The organism is Acinetobacter gyllenbergii, from assembly GCF_001682515.1.
GTDB lineage: Bacteria > Pseudomonadota > Gammaproteobacteria > Pseudomonadales > Moraxellaceae > Acinetobacter > Acinetobacter gyllenbergii.
Window position 1 is genome coordinate 86445 of record NZ_KV575269.1, and the last position, 15896, is coordinate 102340.

Sequence of the window (15896 nt, forward strand, 5' to 3'; positions counted from 1 at the left end):
TTTCATTTCACGACAGGCATTTGCATAAACTATTCGTATTAGAAGAAAAGATGCTTAAAAGCATAATAGCGATCACGCCACATCCTTTTCTGCTTCTTTAATCCATGAGAGGAATCGCGTTTTTCTAAATCTTTACGCTGAATGCCCTGTGTCGCAACCGTACCTAAAATATCACTATCCAAGCCTGCAGGTTTCACAAAAGGCTGCCAAACGCCTAAGCCTTTCCCATTCTTGCTGAGCCAACCTTGGAAAAAGAGATCAACAGGTACATGTATTTGTTTGCCAAGTTTTACAAATTCTTCAGCCCCTTTACGAGACCACAGCAACCCCACCCCACGAATCGGAAAATAGTAGGCATGCCACAGGTTAAAACCATCCATCTGCACAATATCTTTAGCGAGCTTTTTCTTTTTAGCCGCCATATTCACCACGTACCAATCTAGCTCTTTACGCTGATCTAGATACTTGAGAAGTGAATCAAGATTTTGCTTAAAATTGGGTAGAACCTGAATATCATCTTCTAAAACCACCAAATAATCGGCATCGGTTTGCAGAAATTTTTCAGCACAACCATAATGACTCAAATAGCATCCCAGCTCTGAATTAATCAGGCTACGCCCTAAAATTCGCTGTGCCTCAGCATCATCGTACTGTTTAAACTCAGATAGCGCTTTACCACGACCATCGTAGGCTGAAAAACGGGTAAATGGCCAACCTTCTTGCTGTAATTGCGCTGTTGCACTGGCTAAGCGTTGATCACTCCCATCAAGGTTGATCAGATACGTTTCAACTTTCATCATTTATCCTTTGGCTGTTTCAGCCAATAAAACTTTGGGTATATAACCTGCCAACTTATGATTTAAAGCTGCATAAATTTGCTTTGCTGCAGTGTCACTCAATTGATCCAGACTTTGCATACACCCATATTTAATCTGTTCATTACCCAAGCTTTGCAAGAAGCTGCTTAAACTGCTTTCATTTTTCAAATAGGCAATCTCAAGATCAGGCTTTAGCAAGGCCTCACCCTTTTGAATCTTCAAATGATTCATCAATGAAATCGGATTGATTTGTTCTACACTGCGGAACTTATGCTGAATCTGTTTTTCTAAAAACTTAGGATGAGCAAGTAAATAGTCTTGTAATATTTTACGGTCAACCGCATGTGGATAATGATGAATCTCAAAAAACTTTTTAAATCCAAGCATATCTGCACCTAACATTTGCGCAATCATATGTTTAGGTTGTATCGGCTTATTAAAATATTGATTTAAAAGCTGACGGTACCAAAGCTTGGCCTTGAGCACAAAACTGCTTTGCCAATGCCCGTAAATCACCATTTTCTGATCAATAAGAATATCTTCTAATTGCGCTGGCGCGTTAAAAAAGAAATCATCATTCAAATAGAAAAAGTAGTCAGATACGCCCTGAATATTCCATAACATTGTTTCAATCGAACGGGTATTGAAAGTTGGAAGATATTGCTCATAACCCGCAAAGATTTCACGATGATCAACAATGCGAATCTTGCCTGCTTCACAAATCCCATCCTGAACAAAGTCATCAATCCATTGCGGTTGCTGACCATCTGTCACAATATAGATATGTCGACAAAATGGCACATATTTTAAAATAGATGCAACGTTATAGTAAATTTCATGGTTGCTAGCAAAACGGGTATCACTGATGGCATCAGAAGCTTGTGTTTTGCCCTGATACTGCATGCGCTTCTGTTTTAACTTCGGGTCATTGCCATCCACCCAAGCAATCACCACATCAACCGGTTGCATCATTTCACTCATCAATTCACTCTTAAACGATCCGAAAGCCCGAAAATACGGCCAAACATGTTTAATCTAGATGCATATGATAACACCACTGATCTGTTCACAGGCAGTCTCTTTTCGTAATGACTGGCATCTTGATGATCTAATCATTCCATATAAATCAATCTATTATAATTGCTTAAATTTTCATATCTATAAGGGGCTTCTACAACATTCAATTCAGCCAATTTAGCAACTTTATTAATTCTTACTTAAACCTTGCAATCCCTAACAAAATCAAACCTTTTGGAATCATTTTCCATCAATATTTACGACATTTTTATTAGACGAATTTAGGTATTTTTATTATAATTACAGGTTACTTTGATGGGATTTAATCTTTTGACTGATGATTTATAATTACTTTGAGTATCAAGCAAAAATAATTAGAACTAAATTTGTTTCAGATAAAGCGTATCTGACTAAACGGTTTATCTGCAAATTAGGTTATACCCCTAATTTTTGCTCACCAAAAAGCTTCAATGAAAAAGTCACTGCCCGCATGATTTTCGAGCGAAGTCCCCTATTCACAAAATTAGCGGATAAATGCGCTGTTAGACAGCTGGTTTCAGCCAAAGTGGGTGATGCCTATTTTGTCCCATTGATTGGCATTTATAAATGTATTGATGAGATTGATTTTAACCAGTTACCCAATCAATTTGTTTTAAAATGTACCCATGACAGTGGCAGCGCCATGGTCTGTCGCGATAAAAGCAAATTTAGTGTCGAAGCAGCAACAGCTAAAATCAAAAATCATCTCAAAATGAACATGTATTTTAGAAAGCGTGAATGGCACTACAAAGATATTTGCCCTAAAGTACTGGTGGAAGAATATGTCGAGCTCTATGTCGATCCTGCCAGTCAATCCACCATTACCACATGTCGTGTGCACTGTTTTGAAGGCCATCCCGAATATCTCGAAATTGATGTGCAAGATGCTCAAGGCAATGACTACTCAAACATGTATGATACACAATGGGCGTTACAGCCATTTCGGGTCGATCTAAAAGAGAACTCACCTTCAGCTCTAGCTGCCCCGAAACAATTGCAAGAGATCATTCAACTGTCAGAAAAACTTTGTTTTTCCTATGGTTACAGTCGGGTAGACTTCTTACTCTCTCAAGATCATGTGTATTTTAGTGAAATCACGCTCACTCCAAATGCAGGACGAATGGTAATTACCCCTGTAGAATGGGATTTAAAATTAGGTGCATTGTGGCTATCCTATTAGCCGTCCATCATGTATTTAGAATCTGTTAGGTACTTATGAAAATAGCCATTGCTGGAACAGGATATGTCGGGTTGTCAAATGCAATGCTATTTGCACAACACCATGAAACCATTGCACTTGATATCCTACAAACTAAAGTAGATTTACTGAACAACAAAGTATCACCGATTCAAGATCATGATATTTCACTTTTTTTAAAAGAAAAAAAGTTAAATTTCACAGCAACGACAGACAAGCAGCTGGCTTTTCAAAATGCTGATTTTATTATTATTGCCACACCAACTGACTATGACCCTCAAAGCAACTACTTTAATACACAAAGTGTAGAAAGTGTCATTCAGGACGTTCTCGCAATTAACCCAAATGCGACCATGATCGTCAAATCTACCGTTCCTGTAGGTTTCACCGAACAAGTCAAAAATAAATACCAGACTGAAAACATTATTTTCTCGCCTGAATTTTTACGTGAAGGTAAAGCACTACACGACAACCTCTACCCGTCTCGTATCATCGTTGGGGAACAATCTGAACGTGCGCAGCAATTTGCCGATTTACTGGTAGAAGGTGCGATCAAACAGGATATTCCTGTACTTTTAACTCATTCAACTGAAGCCGAAGCGATCAAGCTGTTTGCCAATACCTATTTGGCAATGCGTGTAGCATTTTTTAATGAGCTGGATACTTATGCACAAAGCTTTGGCCTAGACACCAAACAAGTGATTGACGGGGTCTGTCTTGACCCACGTATCGGTAGTCATTATAACAATCCATCTTTTGGTTACGGCGGCTATTGCCTGCCCAAAGACACCAAACAATTACTAGCAAACTACAACAATGTGCCCAGCAATCTGATTAAAGCGATTGTCGACGCCAACAGAACCCGCAAAGATTTTATTGCCGATTCTGTGCTTGCACGAAATCCAAGCACAGTGGGTATTTATCGTCTGGTGATGAAGAGTGGCTCAGACAATTACCGTGCCTCTGCGATTCAAGGTGTGATGAAACGTCTCAAAGCCAAAGGCATCGAAATCATTATTTATGAACCCACCTTCCATGAAGACAGTTTCTTTAAGTCCAAAGTGACCCAAGATCTGAATGAGTTTAAGCAATCGTGTGATGTGATTATTGCCAATCGCCTCTCCAGTGATTTGCTCGATGTACAAGATAAAGTTTATACCCGAGATATTTTTGGAGGCGATGAATGAAAGTTCTAGTCACAGGTGCTGCTGGATTCATCGGCTTTAGTGTTGCAAAAAAACTGCTGGAACGTGGTGATGATGTAGTCGGTTTTGATAATTTTAACGATTATTATGATCCATCCCTAAAAGAGGCGCGTGCTCAGCAATTACAGTTACTGGCTGAACGCAACGATACTGGAAGCTTCACCCTGATTCGTGACAATCTCGCCAATAAAGCAGTGGTGGATCAATGTTTCCAAGCGCATCACTTTGATCGCGTGATTCATTTGGCAGCACAGGCAGGTGTACGTTATTCGCTTGAGAATCCACATAGTTATGTGGAGAGCAACCTGATTGCATTTACCAATATTCTCGAAGCCTGCCGTTACGCAGCAACACCGCACTTGACCTATGCCAGTACCAGCAGTGTCTATGGCGCCAACACCACCATGCCTTTTAGTGAACAGCATGGCGTTGATCATCCACTGCAATTCTATGCCGCAACCAAACGCGCCAATGAGTTAATGGCACATAGCTACAGTCATTTATTTAAATTACCTACCACAGGGCTGCGTTTCTTTACCGTCTATGGACCGTGGACACGCCCAGATATGGCACTGTTCAAGTTCACCAAGAACATTTTTGAAGGCAAACCGATTCCTGTGTTTAATCATGGCAATCACACTCGCGACTTCACCTATATCGACGATATTGTTGAAGGGATTATCCGAACCAGCGATAAGATTGCCACACCTGATGCCACGTGGGACAGCAACCACCCAAACCCTGCAACCAGCAATGCCCCATTTAGGATTTTCAATATTGGTAACAACCGTACGGTGAAACTGATTGAATATATTCAGGCGATTGAAAAAGCAGCGGGTAAAGAAGCGATTTTAGATCTGCTTCCTCTCCAACCAGGCGATGTACCAGACACCTTTGCCGATAGCACTGCGCTAGAAAACTATGTGGACTATAAACCAGCCACTTCGGTGGTCGATGGCGTGAAAAACTTTGTCGATTGGTATCGCCAATACCACAATATTTAACACCCCTTAAAGCAAAAAAATCAGGCATTCTGCCTGATTTTTTTATTCGATTCATCTCTTTATGTTTGGGATGAATGACTCTCGGGTTATTGCCAAGACTCTTTAATCCAATCCGATGGCAACACATAACGATACCACTTACCACCACCACCACTGATCGCATCAGGTGGATTAATCTCACCATGGAAAATAATGATTTTTGCGCCTTTGGGTTTGATAGGCGGTTGGAAATAAGCAAATGGTACTCGTCTTAAACAATGGTATTTATAGCTTTTGCACCAATCTTTATTCCAATAGCTCAGTTTGCCTTCTTTATGTACAAACCAAGATAGGTACTCTTGTTCATTACGGAATTTTTGACTGATCTCATTAAAGTTTGCACGGAAGTACGGCAAAATGTCAGGGAAAGCACCCAGTTTGAAACGATAAACCGAACTATTGCCTGTGATACGCCAAGGACGTTTCCAGTCGTGAATCACCAAGAACTCACCTTCCGCCTGGAAGAAGCAGTCAATATTATCAATGATCACCACATCCAGATCGAGAAATAGCGCATTGCCTTTTAAGCCATACAAATCTGGCTCAAAAGTCGACAGTTTATTCCAACCACGCTCAGGGCTACCTGCAGGCAAATCTAGAGATGGAATCGGAAAACATTGAATATTCGGGTCAATACCTTCGGTACGATCGGTCAAGCACACCATTTTAAAAGGCAAAGTCAAATGACGTTTGACCATGTTATACAAACGGTTGACGTACTCAGCACCATACTTGGTTCCCCACTTCATGCACAAGATCACATTGTCTTCATGAGTTGCCGAATTTTGTTGAATATCTACCATCTGATAACCTTAAATGCTTGAGATACGAGGCTCCACTTTGTCCAAAAAAACAAAAGTGTTCAATCATATGCACTGAATATACGTTCATCTTAGCATAGAGCGGATTGTTTTTTTTAGTATTAATTCGTCAATAAAAAAGCGAAGCCTAAGCTTCGCCTTTGTGCACGATTACAGCTTATTTAATATAAGTTAACCAGTGTGCATATTTATCATTGCGACCTTGTACTGCATCAAAGAAGGTCTTTTGAATTACAGTGGTAATCGGACCACGTGAACCACAACCAATTTCACGGTCATCATACTCACGAATTGGCGTCACTTCTGCAGCAGTACCGGTAAAGAATGCTTCATCAGCGATGTAGAATTCATCACGAGTAATACGACGCTCAACCACTTCATAACCCAAGTCTTTAGCAATGGTAATCACGGTTTGACGAGTAATCCCTTCCAATGCACCACCAGCTAAATCAGGGGTATGCAAGACACCATCTTTAATCAGGAATACGTTCTCACCTGCACCTTGGCAAACAAAACCTTGTGGGTCAAGCAACATTGCTTCGTCATAGCCTGAACGTGCCACTTCCTGATGTGCCAAGATCGACACGGTATAGTTACCACATGCCTTTGCTTTACACATGGTCACGTTTGGATGGTGATGTGTGAATGAAGAGGTTTTCACACGAATACCACGTGCCATTGCTTCTTCACCCAAGTATGCACCCCAACCCCATGCAGCGACTGCAGCATGAATGGTGTTGTCTGTTGCAGCAATACCGAGTTTCTCAGAACCAATCCAAATTAATGGACGCAGGTAGCAAGATGCTAGTTTATTTTCACGAACCACATCAATTTGTGCTTGTTCTAATGTCGCTTGATCAAATGGAACATTCATCTGATAAATTTTTGCTGAATTTAATAAGCGCTTAGTGTGATCTTGCAAACGGAAGATTGCTGTACCATTTGGGGTTTCATAAGCTCTGACGCCTTCAAAGACACCCATACTGTAGTGTAGTGTGTGAGTTAAGACGTGAATTTTTGCATCACGCCAATCAACTAATTTTCCATCTTGCCAAATAAAACCATCACGATCAGCCAAACTCATCGCACATACTCCATTTTCTTTTTTACACAATTATTCACTTTCCAATGCTTGCGCAGTTGGATCAATTAATCTCTGCCATAACTTGCAAACGATCTCGCGGGTATCGTGCCAATCCGCAGCATTGACTTGCATAGATTGATTTGCAAGCGCTAGACGGTGGCTCTCAGCTCGTTCACGGAGATAAGCGTGTATTAATGCTGTGGCATCTTCACTGGATAAGCAGCCTGCTTGAGCAGCATCTTCTAGAATTCTTACATTGTCGGAAAAATGGGCGAGATCTGTATTCGTCCCACTCCATGCAAGCACAACATACTGTGCCATAAATTCGATATCAACGATACCACCTGAGTCCTGTTTTAAATGAAAAATCCCATGTTTTTTTTGCTCAGAAGATGATCCCAAATGATCTTTCATCTTTTGGCGCATTTTCAGCACTTCTTCACGCACTACATTTTCATCACGCACTTGGGTCAGGATTTGACAGCGAATCTGTTCAAATTGCGTGCATAATCCACGATCTCCTGCAATCGAACGAGCACGCACTAGAGCTTGATGCTCCCAGAGCCAAGCACTTTTCTGTTGATATTGTTCATAAGCTTTTAAACTGGTGACCAACATCCCAGCCTCACCCGAAGGTCGCAGACGAGTATCAATTTCATAGACACGTCCATCCAAGGTTTGCGTCGTCATCAAGGACATAAATTTCTGCGCAACACGAATCGCAAACTCGGCCCCACTAATACCCTTACGGCCATCGGTTTCACCTTGTTCTTCAAGTGCATGGATAAACACTAAATCTAAATCCGAGCCATAGCCCAACTCAATGCCACCCAATTTGCCATAAGCAATCACCGCAAAGCCTTTATTGTCCAAACTGCATCGTTGCCCATCATTGCCGATAGGATAGCCGTGCCGTTCTGCAACCGCTTCATATGCGAGATTCAGCGTCGCCTGTACACTGACTTCAGCAATATCCGTGAGCGCATCGGAGACTTTCATCAACGGACTTTCTGCCAATACATCACTGGCGGCAACTGTCAGCACATTACTCTTTTTAAATAAGCGCAATACCCGCATCTGATCTTCAACTTGATCAATCTCGATCCGCAACAATTGTTGGCGCAGTGAATCTTCCAGATCTTTGCGTTGTGGCAGACCAAAATCCATCGACAAGAACTCGTCCAACAACACAGGATATTGCGCCAGTTCTTCACAAATCCACGGACTGACGGTTGCCATCTTGACCAGTCGCTGCAAAGCACCTCGGCTTTCCATCAACATCACCAGATAGACCGTACGACGTAACACCGATTCCACCAAGGGCATCAAACGTAACAGTGCCGTTTGCGGTTGATCCGACTGTAAAATCGCTTCGATCAAATGCGGCCAGAATTTCTTTAAACGCTCTAAAGCACTGGCAGGGATTTTGCGTAACGCCTGCCCATGCCAGAAGTTTTGAATTAAGTTCTTGGCATCATCATTTAGTACTGCATTGAGCTTTTGCTCAAGCTGGACAAAATCATCTACAGGCTCGGCAAACTCTTTTTCCTGAATCAATTGTTTAAACTGGACTTTGACCTTGTCACGTTTCTGGTTCAACACCTCTAAGAAGGCAGACCAATCGGTAAAGCCAAGTGTGTCCAACATACGTTGTCTGAGTTCAGATTCAGTTGGCAAGGATTGAGTTTGCTGATCATTCAAGGCTTGAATGGCATGTTCGACTCGTCTCAGGAATAGATAAGCATCTTCCAGATCAATCACTGCTTGCTGATCTAATAATTCAGCCTCACCCAAGTGATGTAAATTGACTAAACATTGACGATCTTGCAGTTCACGCTTCGATCCACCATAGATCAACTGGAACACCTGCACGATGAACTCGATTTCACGAATCCCGCCTGCACCGAGCTTAATATCTTCTTCGATATTACGGCGCATGACCTCACGTTCGATCATGGCTTTCATTTCACGCATGGCAGCAAAAGCGGAATAATCGACATAACGGCGGAATACAAACGGACGCGACATGTCTAACAATTCTTCGCCCGCTTTGCCGCCGGTAATTACCCTTGCCTTAATCCACGCATAACGCTCCCATTCACGCCCATGCTGGCTTAAATATTTTTCTAGTCCACTATGGCTAATCGCCAAGGCTGAACCATCGCCCCACGGACGCAAACGCATATCAACACGGAACACAAAACCATCTGCAGTAATATGGTCGAGCAGATAAATCAGTTTCTGTCCCCATAGAATGCAGAACTGCTGTACATCAATACATTTACGCCCATTGGTTTCGCCTTGTTCATCGAAGGCAAAAATCAGATCAATATCACTGGATAAATTCAGCTCTTGCGCGCCGAGCTTACCCATACCAATCACAATTAGATCTTGTAACTGACCTGAATAACCAATGGGTTCACCGTGTTTGGCTAATAAAGGCGGTAATGCAAAAGCTTTGGCGGCACAAATACTGGCATCGGCAAAATCGGATAGCTCACGTGTCAACGTCACCACATTGGTGAGTTGATTGGCATCTTGCCAAATCCAGCGAAACATCAGCTTGGCACGGAGTACGCGTAAAGCTTTCATCCATGATTGTTCATCGGTGACTTCAGCCACAGCCAATTGTACTTTTTGATGGATGGTTTCGGTCGACAGCGAGTCCAGAAATAGATCTTCGGAATAGTCTTGTTCTAATTGTAATGTGTATAAATTTAAAGCTTGTTCAGCATATTGGCTTGCAACTAAGGTTTTTTGTAGCTGTTGCGCATTCATATAAAAAGGCTCGACTGATGTCATCTCATCTAAGTTAGTTATATCAGTTACAAGCTTATCTTTAAAATCTCTTTAGACTAATTTCGCTTTGCTTTTTTGTTGATCCGTACATAAATCAACCTGTTCACGCTCAATCGGCAGCAACACGGTAAATACCGTGCCTTCGCCTTCATTGGAGCTGACATTGATTTCACCCAAATTCATTTCTACAAAGCGCTTACACAAGCTTAAGCCCAGACCTGCGCCTTTCTCTCCTGCCGTGCCTTTATAGCTCATGGTAATCCGTGGCTGGAACAGATCGTTGATTTGTTGTTGGGTCATACCGAGGCCAGTGTCTTTGACGTAGACTTCAACATAGGTACCTTTATGTTGTGCTTGGATATAGACCTTGCCCGTACCATCAACATCGGTAAATTTCAGTGCATTAGACACCAAATTCTGAATGACCGAGGTGATCATATTCATATCGGCATAGACTTTAAGATTTTCATCCACTTCATTAATCAGTTGAATATTCTTCTTAATGGCCAAGGTTTTGAGAATATCGGTCACAATATTGGTGATCTGACGCAACTTAAAGTTGATCGGGTGATAGACAAAACGCCCACCTTCCGCCATCGCCCAATTCAGTAAGCTTTCCAATAAGTTATAGGTCGATTGCGAAGTATCATAAAGATAGTCAGCGATATTCTGAATACTGGATTCGTCTAAGGTTTCACGTTCTTTCGCTAATATCTCAGAGAAACCGAGTAGCCCATGAAATGGCGCACGTAGGTCATGGGAAATAATCGAAAAGAATTTGGTTTTACTAAAATTGAGTGCAGCTTCTTGTTCGTATAATTCTTTCAACTCGTCATGATTAAACTTCAATTCCAGTTGTTGCATGAAGTTGACACAATGTTCTTGCAGCAGTTGTTTTTGTAGATCGCTAAAGCCTTGAGCAGCTTCATCAAACAGGACGATATAACCGAGTGAAGTTTGATCTGGGTGTCTAAGATGTAAAGCGACTGCAGTTTGGATTTTCTTTTTTAGGGGTGCGAGAAATGCCAGTAAAGTTGAGTATTGCGGATGGTCACTATCGACCAGATCACCATTCACAAATAGGGTATTTAGACTTTTGCTAATTTTTGCAGAATCAATGGCTTTGAGTTTTTCAGGACAGCGGTGCCACAGATAGGGTTCTTGGTGAAATGCCAGCAATGCAGTACTGGCTTGCATCAGTTTTCGATTGAACTGTAAAAATTGCTCGAGCAAGTTCTGCTCTGAAGTTAGCCCCAAAGAAAGAGAGATTTTACAAGCACTTAACTTTTCGGCTTGCTGTAGTTCTAATAATTGAATCGTCATTCCCGCCTCTCGAATATTTTCGTTATACGGTTCTTTACGTTTTATAAAAAAAATGTGAAAACTATCACTTAGTATTAACAAACTTTAACAGAAAAGGCAATTGTTGATTCAATCAATTCGCAACAAAACGTGAAATTTCATTAAATTTTAACTTAAATAGATTGGATGCATTTAAAGGTTTAAATCATTGGTTGGATCAACTTGCAGTTCTTCTTGAACCTGCACAACGAAGGAAACTATCAAGAATCTTATCGTAAGGTCTGCATCTTCGATTCCGTAAGCGAATCAAAAACAAAGAGATCCCAATGGTAACTAATTTGTCCCACGCAAAAATGATCAAATTGGAAATATAAAACCTAAAGGGGTCACGTTTCAAAAAATTGGCAGACAGCTTAAAACAGAATATTCAGATAATCATGCGTCCAGTGTTGGTTTTGGTGGACGTGCTGACTTTGTTGCTTCAGTACACTAGGAGGGAGAAACAATTCACCCGAGCAGATTTGCGAAATCGACTATCAATCCAGTCCGTGAACTGATTATTTTTAGTAAAGCTGATCAAGAGTAGATAAAAACACAAATTTTATTTTTAGATACTTAAGAAAATCATAGCTTTAAATAATTTACAATATTATTGTTGGGAAATACACAAAGCTATAGCCTATATCACATCTATAACGTTATAATGTCTAACCTAAAATAAAAAAATAATTAGGTTATATTTTTAGAGGTGCGTATATGAATTGGTTTAAAATTGGACTATCAGAAGCTGAAAAAGATAGATTCGAAGAGTTCCAAAAGAATCGTCGTCCATCTATGCGTGTAATTGGGCGTGGTACTTTGACAATGTCCTTAGAGGATGCTCGAGCAGCTCGAAGAGAGATGTTAGAGAAAGAAGCTCAAGAAAATGAAACTAAAAAAGTAGCTGATCGCAATTACCAACCTGCACGATAATTTTTTTAATGCTCTTACTCTTAATTCTACCATTATTAATCTCTGGCTATTGTGTTCAACAGTGGAATTTTAGACATTACTATCAACTACATCGTTATACAGGGCAGCTCCTATACTTAAAAAGTGCTTTTTTAGGGGCTGTTTGTTTAGCTGTATCATTTATTTTTTGTTCGCTTCTATTATCAATAAAGTCATTTTCAGTTTTTGAATATACGATTAATTTTGATTTACTAACATATCTAAGTTCATTTTTAAAAAATACTTTAAAAATCCAACGTCAATCACTCCCGTTTTATATGTTACTTACTATTTTTACCTTTTTAGTGGCTTTTATCTGGTCACATGGTGAGAATTTTATCAATATTTTACCTAGATATTTAAGATTTAATGATGAACAGTTTAAGCGAAAAGAGGGATTAACAGACGGGAAAACTGCCTCGGTAAAAGACAAATGGGAGATTTCGAAATTAGGCTTTATTGTTGATATCAAGCAAAAAGTATTTTGTGAAAATCCCTTAGATGCATTGTTTATGATGTCTTATGAAATGACTCAAGATATCATGCTTCATATGAGTGATCGAAAAGTTTATATTGGTTTTGTCATGACATTAAGTGAACCAAATGAATCCCAATCTTTAGCTCAAGAAATTACAATTTTCCCTCTAAAAAGTGGTTATAGAGACAAAGATAATTTAACAGTTACTATCACTACTAATTATAAAAAAGAAGATGCTCTTTTTATAATTTTGCGAAGAGATGAAATTGTTTCTGCTACTATTTATGATGTTAGTATTTTTCAAAACTTCCAACAACATTCTGCTATTAAGTTAGCTGAAGATAAATTTAAGCAAAGAATCGAGAACAATAAAATCATTAGTACTCAACATTAAATTTTATAATAAATAAAATTTTAGTAATTTTTTAAAATCTATTAACAAAATTATTGAATCTACCAGCAGATTATAATAAATTTAAAAGAAGATAGTTAATTTTTATAAAAAGGCGACTTATTTCAAATGGAAAAAGAAATAAACAATGATTTAGATAGCTTTGAAACACAAGCAAATGCTAACACCAACAACATCAAAAAAGAATATAACCTATTTAAAGTCAATGAGTTATGGGATTTAATTTCTAAAAACAAAGAAGATATTGATCTTGTAAAAAATGAAATTTTCAAGCATTTAATAAATCTTCAGAAAAAATTTAAAGTTGATAAATATGAGCTCCTAATTATTTTTGACGAAAAGAACTCTATTAGTACATTCCACTCCGATCAAATATATGAGGCTATTTCCGATCTTAATAAAGAGAAAGATATATTAATGTTTTTACTAAGTGATGGGGGAACCATCGAACCGGCTTATCTCATTAGCAAAACTTGCAAAAGATTATGTAAAGAAAAATTTGTAGTAACAATTCCTCGTCGCGCCAAATCTGCTGCGACATTAATCGCATTAGGTGCAAATGAAATACATATGGGGTTATTAAGTGAATTAGGCCCTATAGATCCTCAAATAAATGGGATGCCAGCATTAGGACTAACCAATGCTTTAGAAAAAATAGCCTCTTTAGCCCAACAATTCCCAAAATCTTCCGATATGTTTTCAAAGTATTTAACAGCTAATCTAAAAATGAATGAATTAGGTTATTTTGAACGTATTAATGAGTCTGCAAGTCAATATGCTCAACGCTTACTTGAAGGAAAAAAGTTTGCAAATAATGAAACGGCTCAGTCATTAGCATATCATTTTACCAATCACTATAAAGATCATGGCTTTGTCATTGATAGTGAAGAAGCTTTGAAATATTTAGGTGATAATGTTATTAAAGAAGGTACTTTCGAATATGAATTTGGAAATGAATTGTTTACATTTTTAAATATAACCTCACTTTTTCTAGAAGTCATGCACAATAAAGAGTTTAGATTTGTTGGCTCAAAAAGTAAGGGCATACACCTTCAAGATAAAGAAAAATAATTAACACTCCATCAAATTTAACTTTATTCAGTCTGTCATCCTATTATTGGCATGGGTTGGCAGCACTCTCAACTGAACTTATTAACAATTATTATAAACAAGACTATAAAAATAACTCATTAAAAAACCCCAAGCCTTTAATACCAGCTTGGGGTCTTTGAATCTTGGTCCCGAGGGTCGGACTCGAACCGACACGTCATCTCTGACAGCGGATTTTGAGTCCGCCGCGTCTACCAATTTCACCACCTCGGGAAGAGTGCGATGCTTTGTGTTGCGTATAATAACCTGTTTGATTTTATTGTCAAACACTAACTCACGCTTATTGCTCACTTTTAAATCATTCAGATATTTTTCTGCTTATAAACACGCTAACTCAGCGAGAAAACGCAAAAAAGACTATACTACGCCCAATTTTTGCAATGTTTTAGATGTATGCAACTCTCCGACTTTTCGTTTGATCTCCCTGATGAACTTATTGCTCGCTATCCCTTAGACAGCCGTAGCGCATCTCGCCTGCTGCATATCGATGCGCAAGGTCAGTATCACGACCACGCCTTTACCGATATTCTCGACCTACTCGAAGACGGTGATTTACTGGTACTGAATGACACCAAAGTCATGAAAGCACGCTTAAAAGGTAAACGTGCTACAGGCGGGGCAATCGAAGTTCTGGTTGAGCGCATGTTGGATACCCACAATGCCCATTGCCACATCAAATCAAGCAACTCACCGAAAGCTGGCGCAGAACTGTATATCGGTGAAGATGCGGTGCCTGTCACCGTACAAGGTCGCCACGAAAACCTGTTTGTGGTGAAGTTTTCACAACCGATTTTGTCGGTGCTGGATCAATACGGTCAACTGCCGATTCCACCTTATTTCAACCGTGAAGCGGAAGAGATTGATACTGAACGTTATCAAACCGTGTTCCACGACCCTGAAAAAATTGCCAGCGTTGCAGCACCAACTGCCAGTCTGCATTTCGACCAAGGCTTATTAGAAAAACTAGCAGCCAAAGGCGTGCAAAAAACCTTTGTCACGCTACATGTCGGTGCAGGGACTTTTATGCCTGTGCGTACTACAGACATTACCAATCACATTATGCACAGTGAATGGTGTGATGTTCCACAAGCCACGATTGACCTGATTTTGGCAACCAAAGTACGCGGTAATAAAGTCATTGCAGTGGGTACCACGGCGACCCGTGCCCTAGAAAGCGCAGCACAAGCCAATCAAGGTCAAATTGCAGCGTGGACTGGTGATACCCAAATCTTTATCTATCCAGGTTATCAGTTCTGTATCGTGGATCGTTTAATTACCAACTTCCATTTACCAGAATCGACCTTATTGATGTTGGTTTCAGCGCTATCCAATCGTGACAATATCTTGGCGGCTTATACCCATGCAGTAGAACAACGTTATCGCTTCTTTAGTTATGGCGATGCGATGTTGGTGGATAAGCTCGACGCTTAATACAGATTAATCGGCTAAATTCTGGTTTAGTCGATTTTTCCTATAAAAATGCTTTGGTAAAAGTCGTTCATTCAAAATAATAAAACACAGCTAGATTCAGATTATAGACTTCTTAGTTTCTGAAATTTAACGCATAATTCAGACAAGAC

The 15896-nt window shown here is 39.8% G+C and carries 13 protein-coding genes and 1 tRNA gene; 7 read left to right on the plus strand and 7 right to left on the minus strand.

All coding sequences use genetic code 11. The annotated features are described in order from the left end of the window. Positions 1 to 38: 38 nt before the first annotated feature. Positions 39 to 797 carry a glycosyltransferase family 25 protein gene (locus NG55_RS17515; protein WP_065344013.1) on the minus strand — a complete coding sequence of 253 codons (759 nt, stop codon included), beginning with the start codon at positions 795 to 797 and terminating at the stop codon, positions 39 to 41. 3 nt (positions 798 to 800) lie between these two features. Then, positions 801 to 1799, minus strand: coding sequence for a Stealth CR1 domain-containing protein (locus NG55_RS17520; protein ID WP_065343956.1), 999 nt, complete (start codon positions 1797 to 1799; stop codon positions 801 to 803). 373 nt (positions 1800 to 2172) lie between these two features. Here NG55_RS17520 and NG55_RS17525 point away from each other — a divergent pair, with 373 nt between their 5' ends. Genes NG55_RS17525 through NG55_RS17535 form a run of 3 tightly spaced genes read left to right on the plus strand, consistent with a single transcriptional unit; the run spans position 2173 to position 5281 of the window. Continuing rightward, complete coding sequence (locus NG55_RS17525) at positions 2173 to 3054, plus strand: ATP-grasp fold amidoligase family protein (protein WP_065343957.1); 882 nt, start codon at positions 2173 to 2175, stop codon at positions 3052 to 3054. A 35-nt stretch (positions 3055 to 3089) separates the two neighbouring features. Continuing rightward, a complete protein-coding gene (locus tag NG55_RS17530; protein ID WP_016540685.1) occupies positions 3090 to 4259 on the plus strand; it encodes a nucleotide sugar dehydrogenase in 1170 nt (389 codons plus the stop codon). After that, a complete protein-coding gene (locus NG55_RS17535; protein WP_065343958.1) occupies positions 4256 to 5281 on the plus strand; it encodes an NAD-dependent epimerase in 1026 nt (341 codons plus the stop codon). The genes NG55_RS17530 and NG55_RS17535 overlap by 4 nt, the downstream gene beginning before the upstream one ends. A gap of 86 nt (positions 5282 to 5367) precedes the next feature. Here the strand turns inward: NG55_RS17535 and NG55_RS17540 are convergent, their stop codons facing one another. From NG55_RS17540 to NG55_RS17555, 4 genes are all read right to left on the minus strand, one after another. Next, on the minus strand, positions 5368 to 6123 hold the full coding sequence (locus NG55_RS17540; RefSeq protein ID WP_016162601.1) for a hypothetical protein: 756 nt from the start codon (positions 6121 to 6123) through the stop codon (positions 5368 to 5370). Positions 6124 to 6298: 175 nt separating this feature from the next. Beyond that, positions 6299 to 7225 (minus strand): branched-chain amino acid transaminase, encoded by a 927-nt coding sequence (locus NG55_RS17545; RefSeq protein WP_004652473.1) that lies wholly within the window; start codon positions 7223 to 7225, stop codon positions 6299 to 6301. 30 nt (positions 7226 to 7255) lie between these two features. Continuing rightward, positions 7256 to 10003: a bifunctional [glutamate--ammonia ligase]-adenylyl-L-tyrosine phosphorylase/[glutamate--ammonia-ligase] adenylyltransferase gene (gene glnE, locus NG55_RS17550; RefSeq protein ID WP_065343959.1), complete on the minus strand. Its 2748-nt coding sequence runs from the start codon at positions 10001 to 10003 to the stop codon at positions 7256 to 7258. A gap of 72 nt (positions 10004 to 10075) precedes the next feature. Then, a complete protein-coding gene (locus tag NG55_RS17555; protein WP_065343960.1) occupies positions 10076 to 11347 on the minus strand; it encodes a sensor histidine kinase in 1272 nt (423 codons plus the stop codon). Positions 11348 to 12082: 735 nt separating this feature from the next. Here NG55_RS17555 and NG55_RS17560 point away from each other — a divergent pair. The 3 genes from NG55_RS17560 (at position 12083) to NG55_RS17570 (ending at position 14277) form a co-directional block, all read left to right on the plus strand. Further along, positions 12083 to 12298, plus strand: a complete 216-nt coding sequence (locus NG55_RS17560; protein ID WP_065343961.1) for a hypothetical protein — start codon at positions 12083 to 12085, stop codon at positions 12296 to 12298. Positions 12299 to 12306: 8 nt separating this feature from the next. After that, on the plus strand, positions 12307 to 13188 hold the full coding sequence (locus NG55_RS17565; RefSeq protein ID WP_141669909.1) for a hypothetical protein: 882 nt from the start codon (positions 12307 to 12309) through the stop codon (positions 13186 to 13188). Between the two features lie 126 nt (positions 13189 to 13314). Beyond that, a complete protein-coding gene (locus tag NG55_RS17570; RefSeq protein ID WP_065343963.1) occupies positions 13315 to 14277 on the plus strand; it encodes an SDH family Clp fold serine proteinase in 963 nt (320 codons plus the stop codon). Positions 14278 to 14442: 165 nt separating this feature from the next. Here the strand turns inward: NG55_RS17570 and NG55_RS17575 are convergent. Then, a tRNA-Leu gene (locus NG55_RS17575) sits at positions 14443 to 14529 on the minus strand. A 180-nt stretch (positions 14530 to 14709) separates the two neighbouring features. Here NG55_RS17575 and queA point away from each other — a divergent pair. Further along, the gene (gene queA / locus NG55_RS17580) at positions 14710 to 15747 is read left to right on the plus strand and encodes a tRNA preQ1(34) S-adenosylmethionine ribosyltransferase-isomerase QueA (RefSeq protein WP_065343964.1); all 1038 of its coding nucleotides are present in this window, start codon (positions 14710 to 14712) and stop codon (positions 15745 to 15747) included. Positions 15748 to 15896: the final 149 nt, after the last annotated feature.

Coding starts and splice junctions, on each gene's coding strand:
- NG55_RS17540 (WP_016162601.1), bottom strand. CDS start 6,123: ATGGTAGATATTCAACAAAATTCGGCAACTCATGAAGACAATGTGATC.
- NG55_RS17570 (WP_065343963.1), top strand. CDS start 13,315: ATGGAAAAAGAAATAAACAATGATTTAGATAGCTTTGAAACACAAGCA.
- glnE (WP_065343959.1), bottom strand. CDS start 10,003: ATGAATGCGCAACAGCTACAAAAAACCTTAGTTGCAAGCCAATATGCT.
- NG55_RS17560 (WP_065343961.1), top strand. CDS start 12,083: ATGAATTGGTTTAAAATTGGACTATCAGAAGCTGAAAAAGATAGATTC.
- NG55_RS17535 (WP_065343958.1), top strand. CDS start 4,256: ATGAAAGTTCTAGTCACAGGTGCTGCTGGATTCATCGGCTTTAGTGTT.
- NG55_RS17555 (WP_065343960.1), bottom strand. CDS start 11,347: ATGACGATTCAATTATTAGAACTACAGCAAGCCGAAAAGTTAAGTGCT.
- NG55_RS17530 (WP_016540685.1), top strand. CDS start 3,090: ATGAAAATAGCCATTGCTGGAACAGGATATGTCGGGTTGTCAAATGCA.
- queA (WP_065343964.1), top strand. CDS start 14,710: ATGCAACTCTCCGACTTTTCGTTTGATCTCCCTGATGAACTTATTGCT.
- NG55_RS17565 (WP_141669909.1), top strand. CDS start 12,307: ATGCTCTTACTCTTAATTCTACCATTATTAATCTCTGGCTATTGTGTT.
- NG55_RS17525 (WP_065343957.1), top strand. CDS start 2,173: ATGATTTATAATTACTTTGAGTATCAAGCAAAAATAATTAGAACTAAA.
- NG55_RS17520 (WP_065343956.1), bottom strand. CDS start 1,799: ATGAGTGAAATGATGCAACCGGTTGATGTGGTGATTGCTTGGGTGGAT.
- NG55_RS17545 (WP_004652473.1), bottom strand. CDS start 7,225: ATGAGTTTGGCTGATCGTGATGGTTTTATTTGGCAAGATGGAAAATTA.
- NG55_RS17515 (WP_065344013.1), bottom strand. CDS start 797: ATGAAAGTTGAAACGTATCTGATCAACCTTGATGGGAGTGATCAACGC.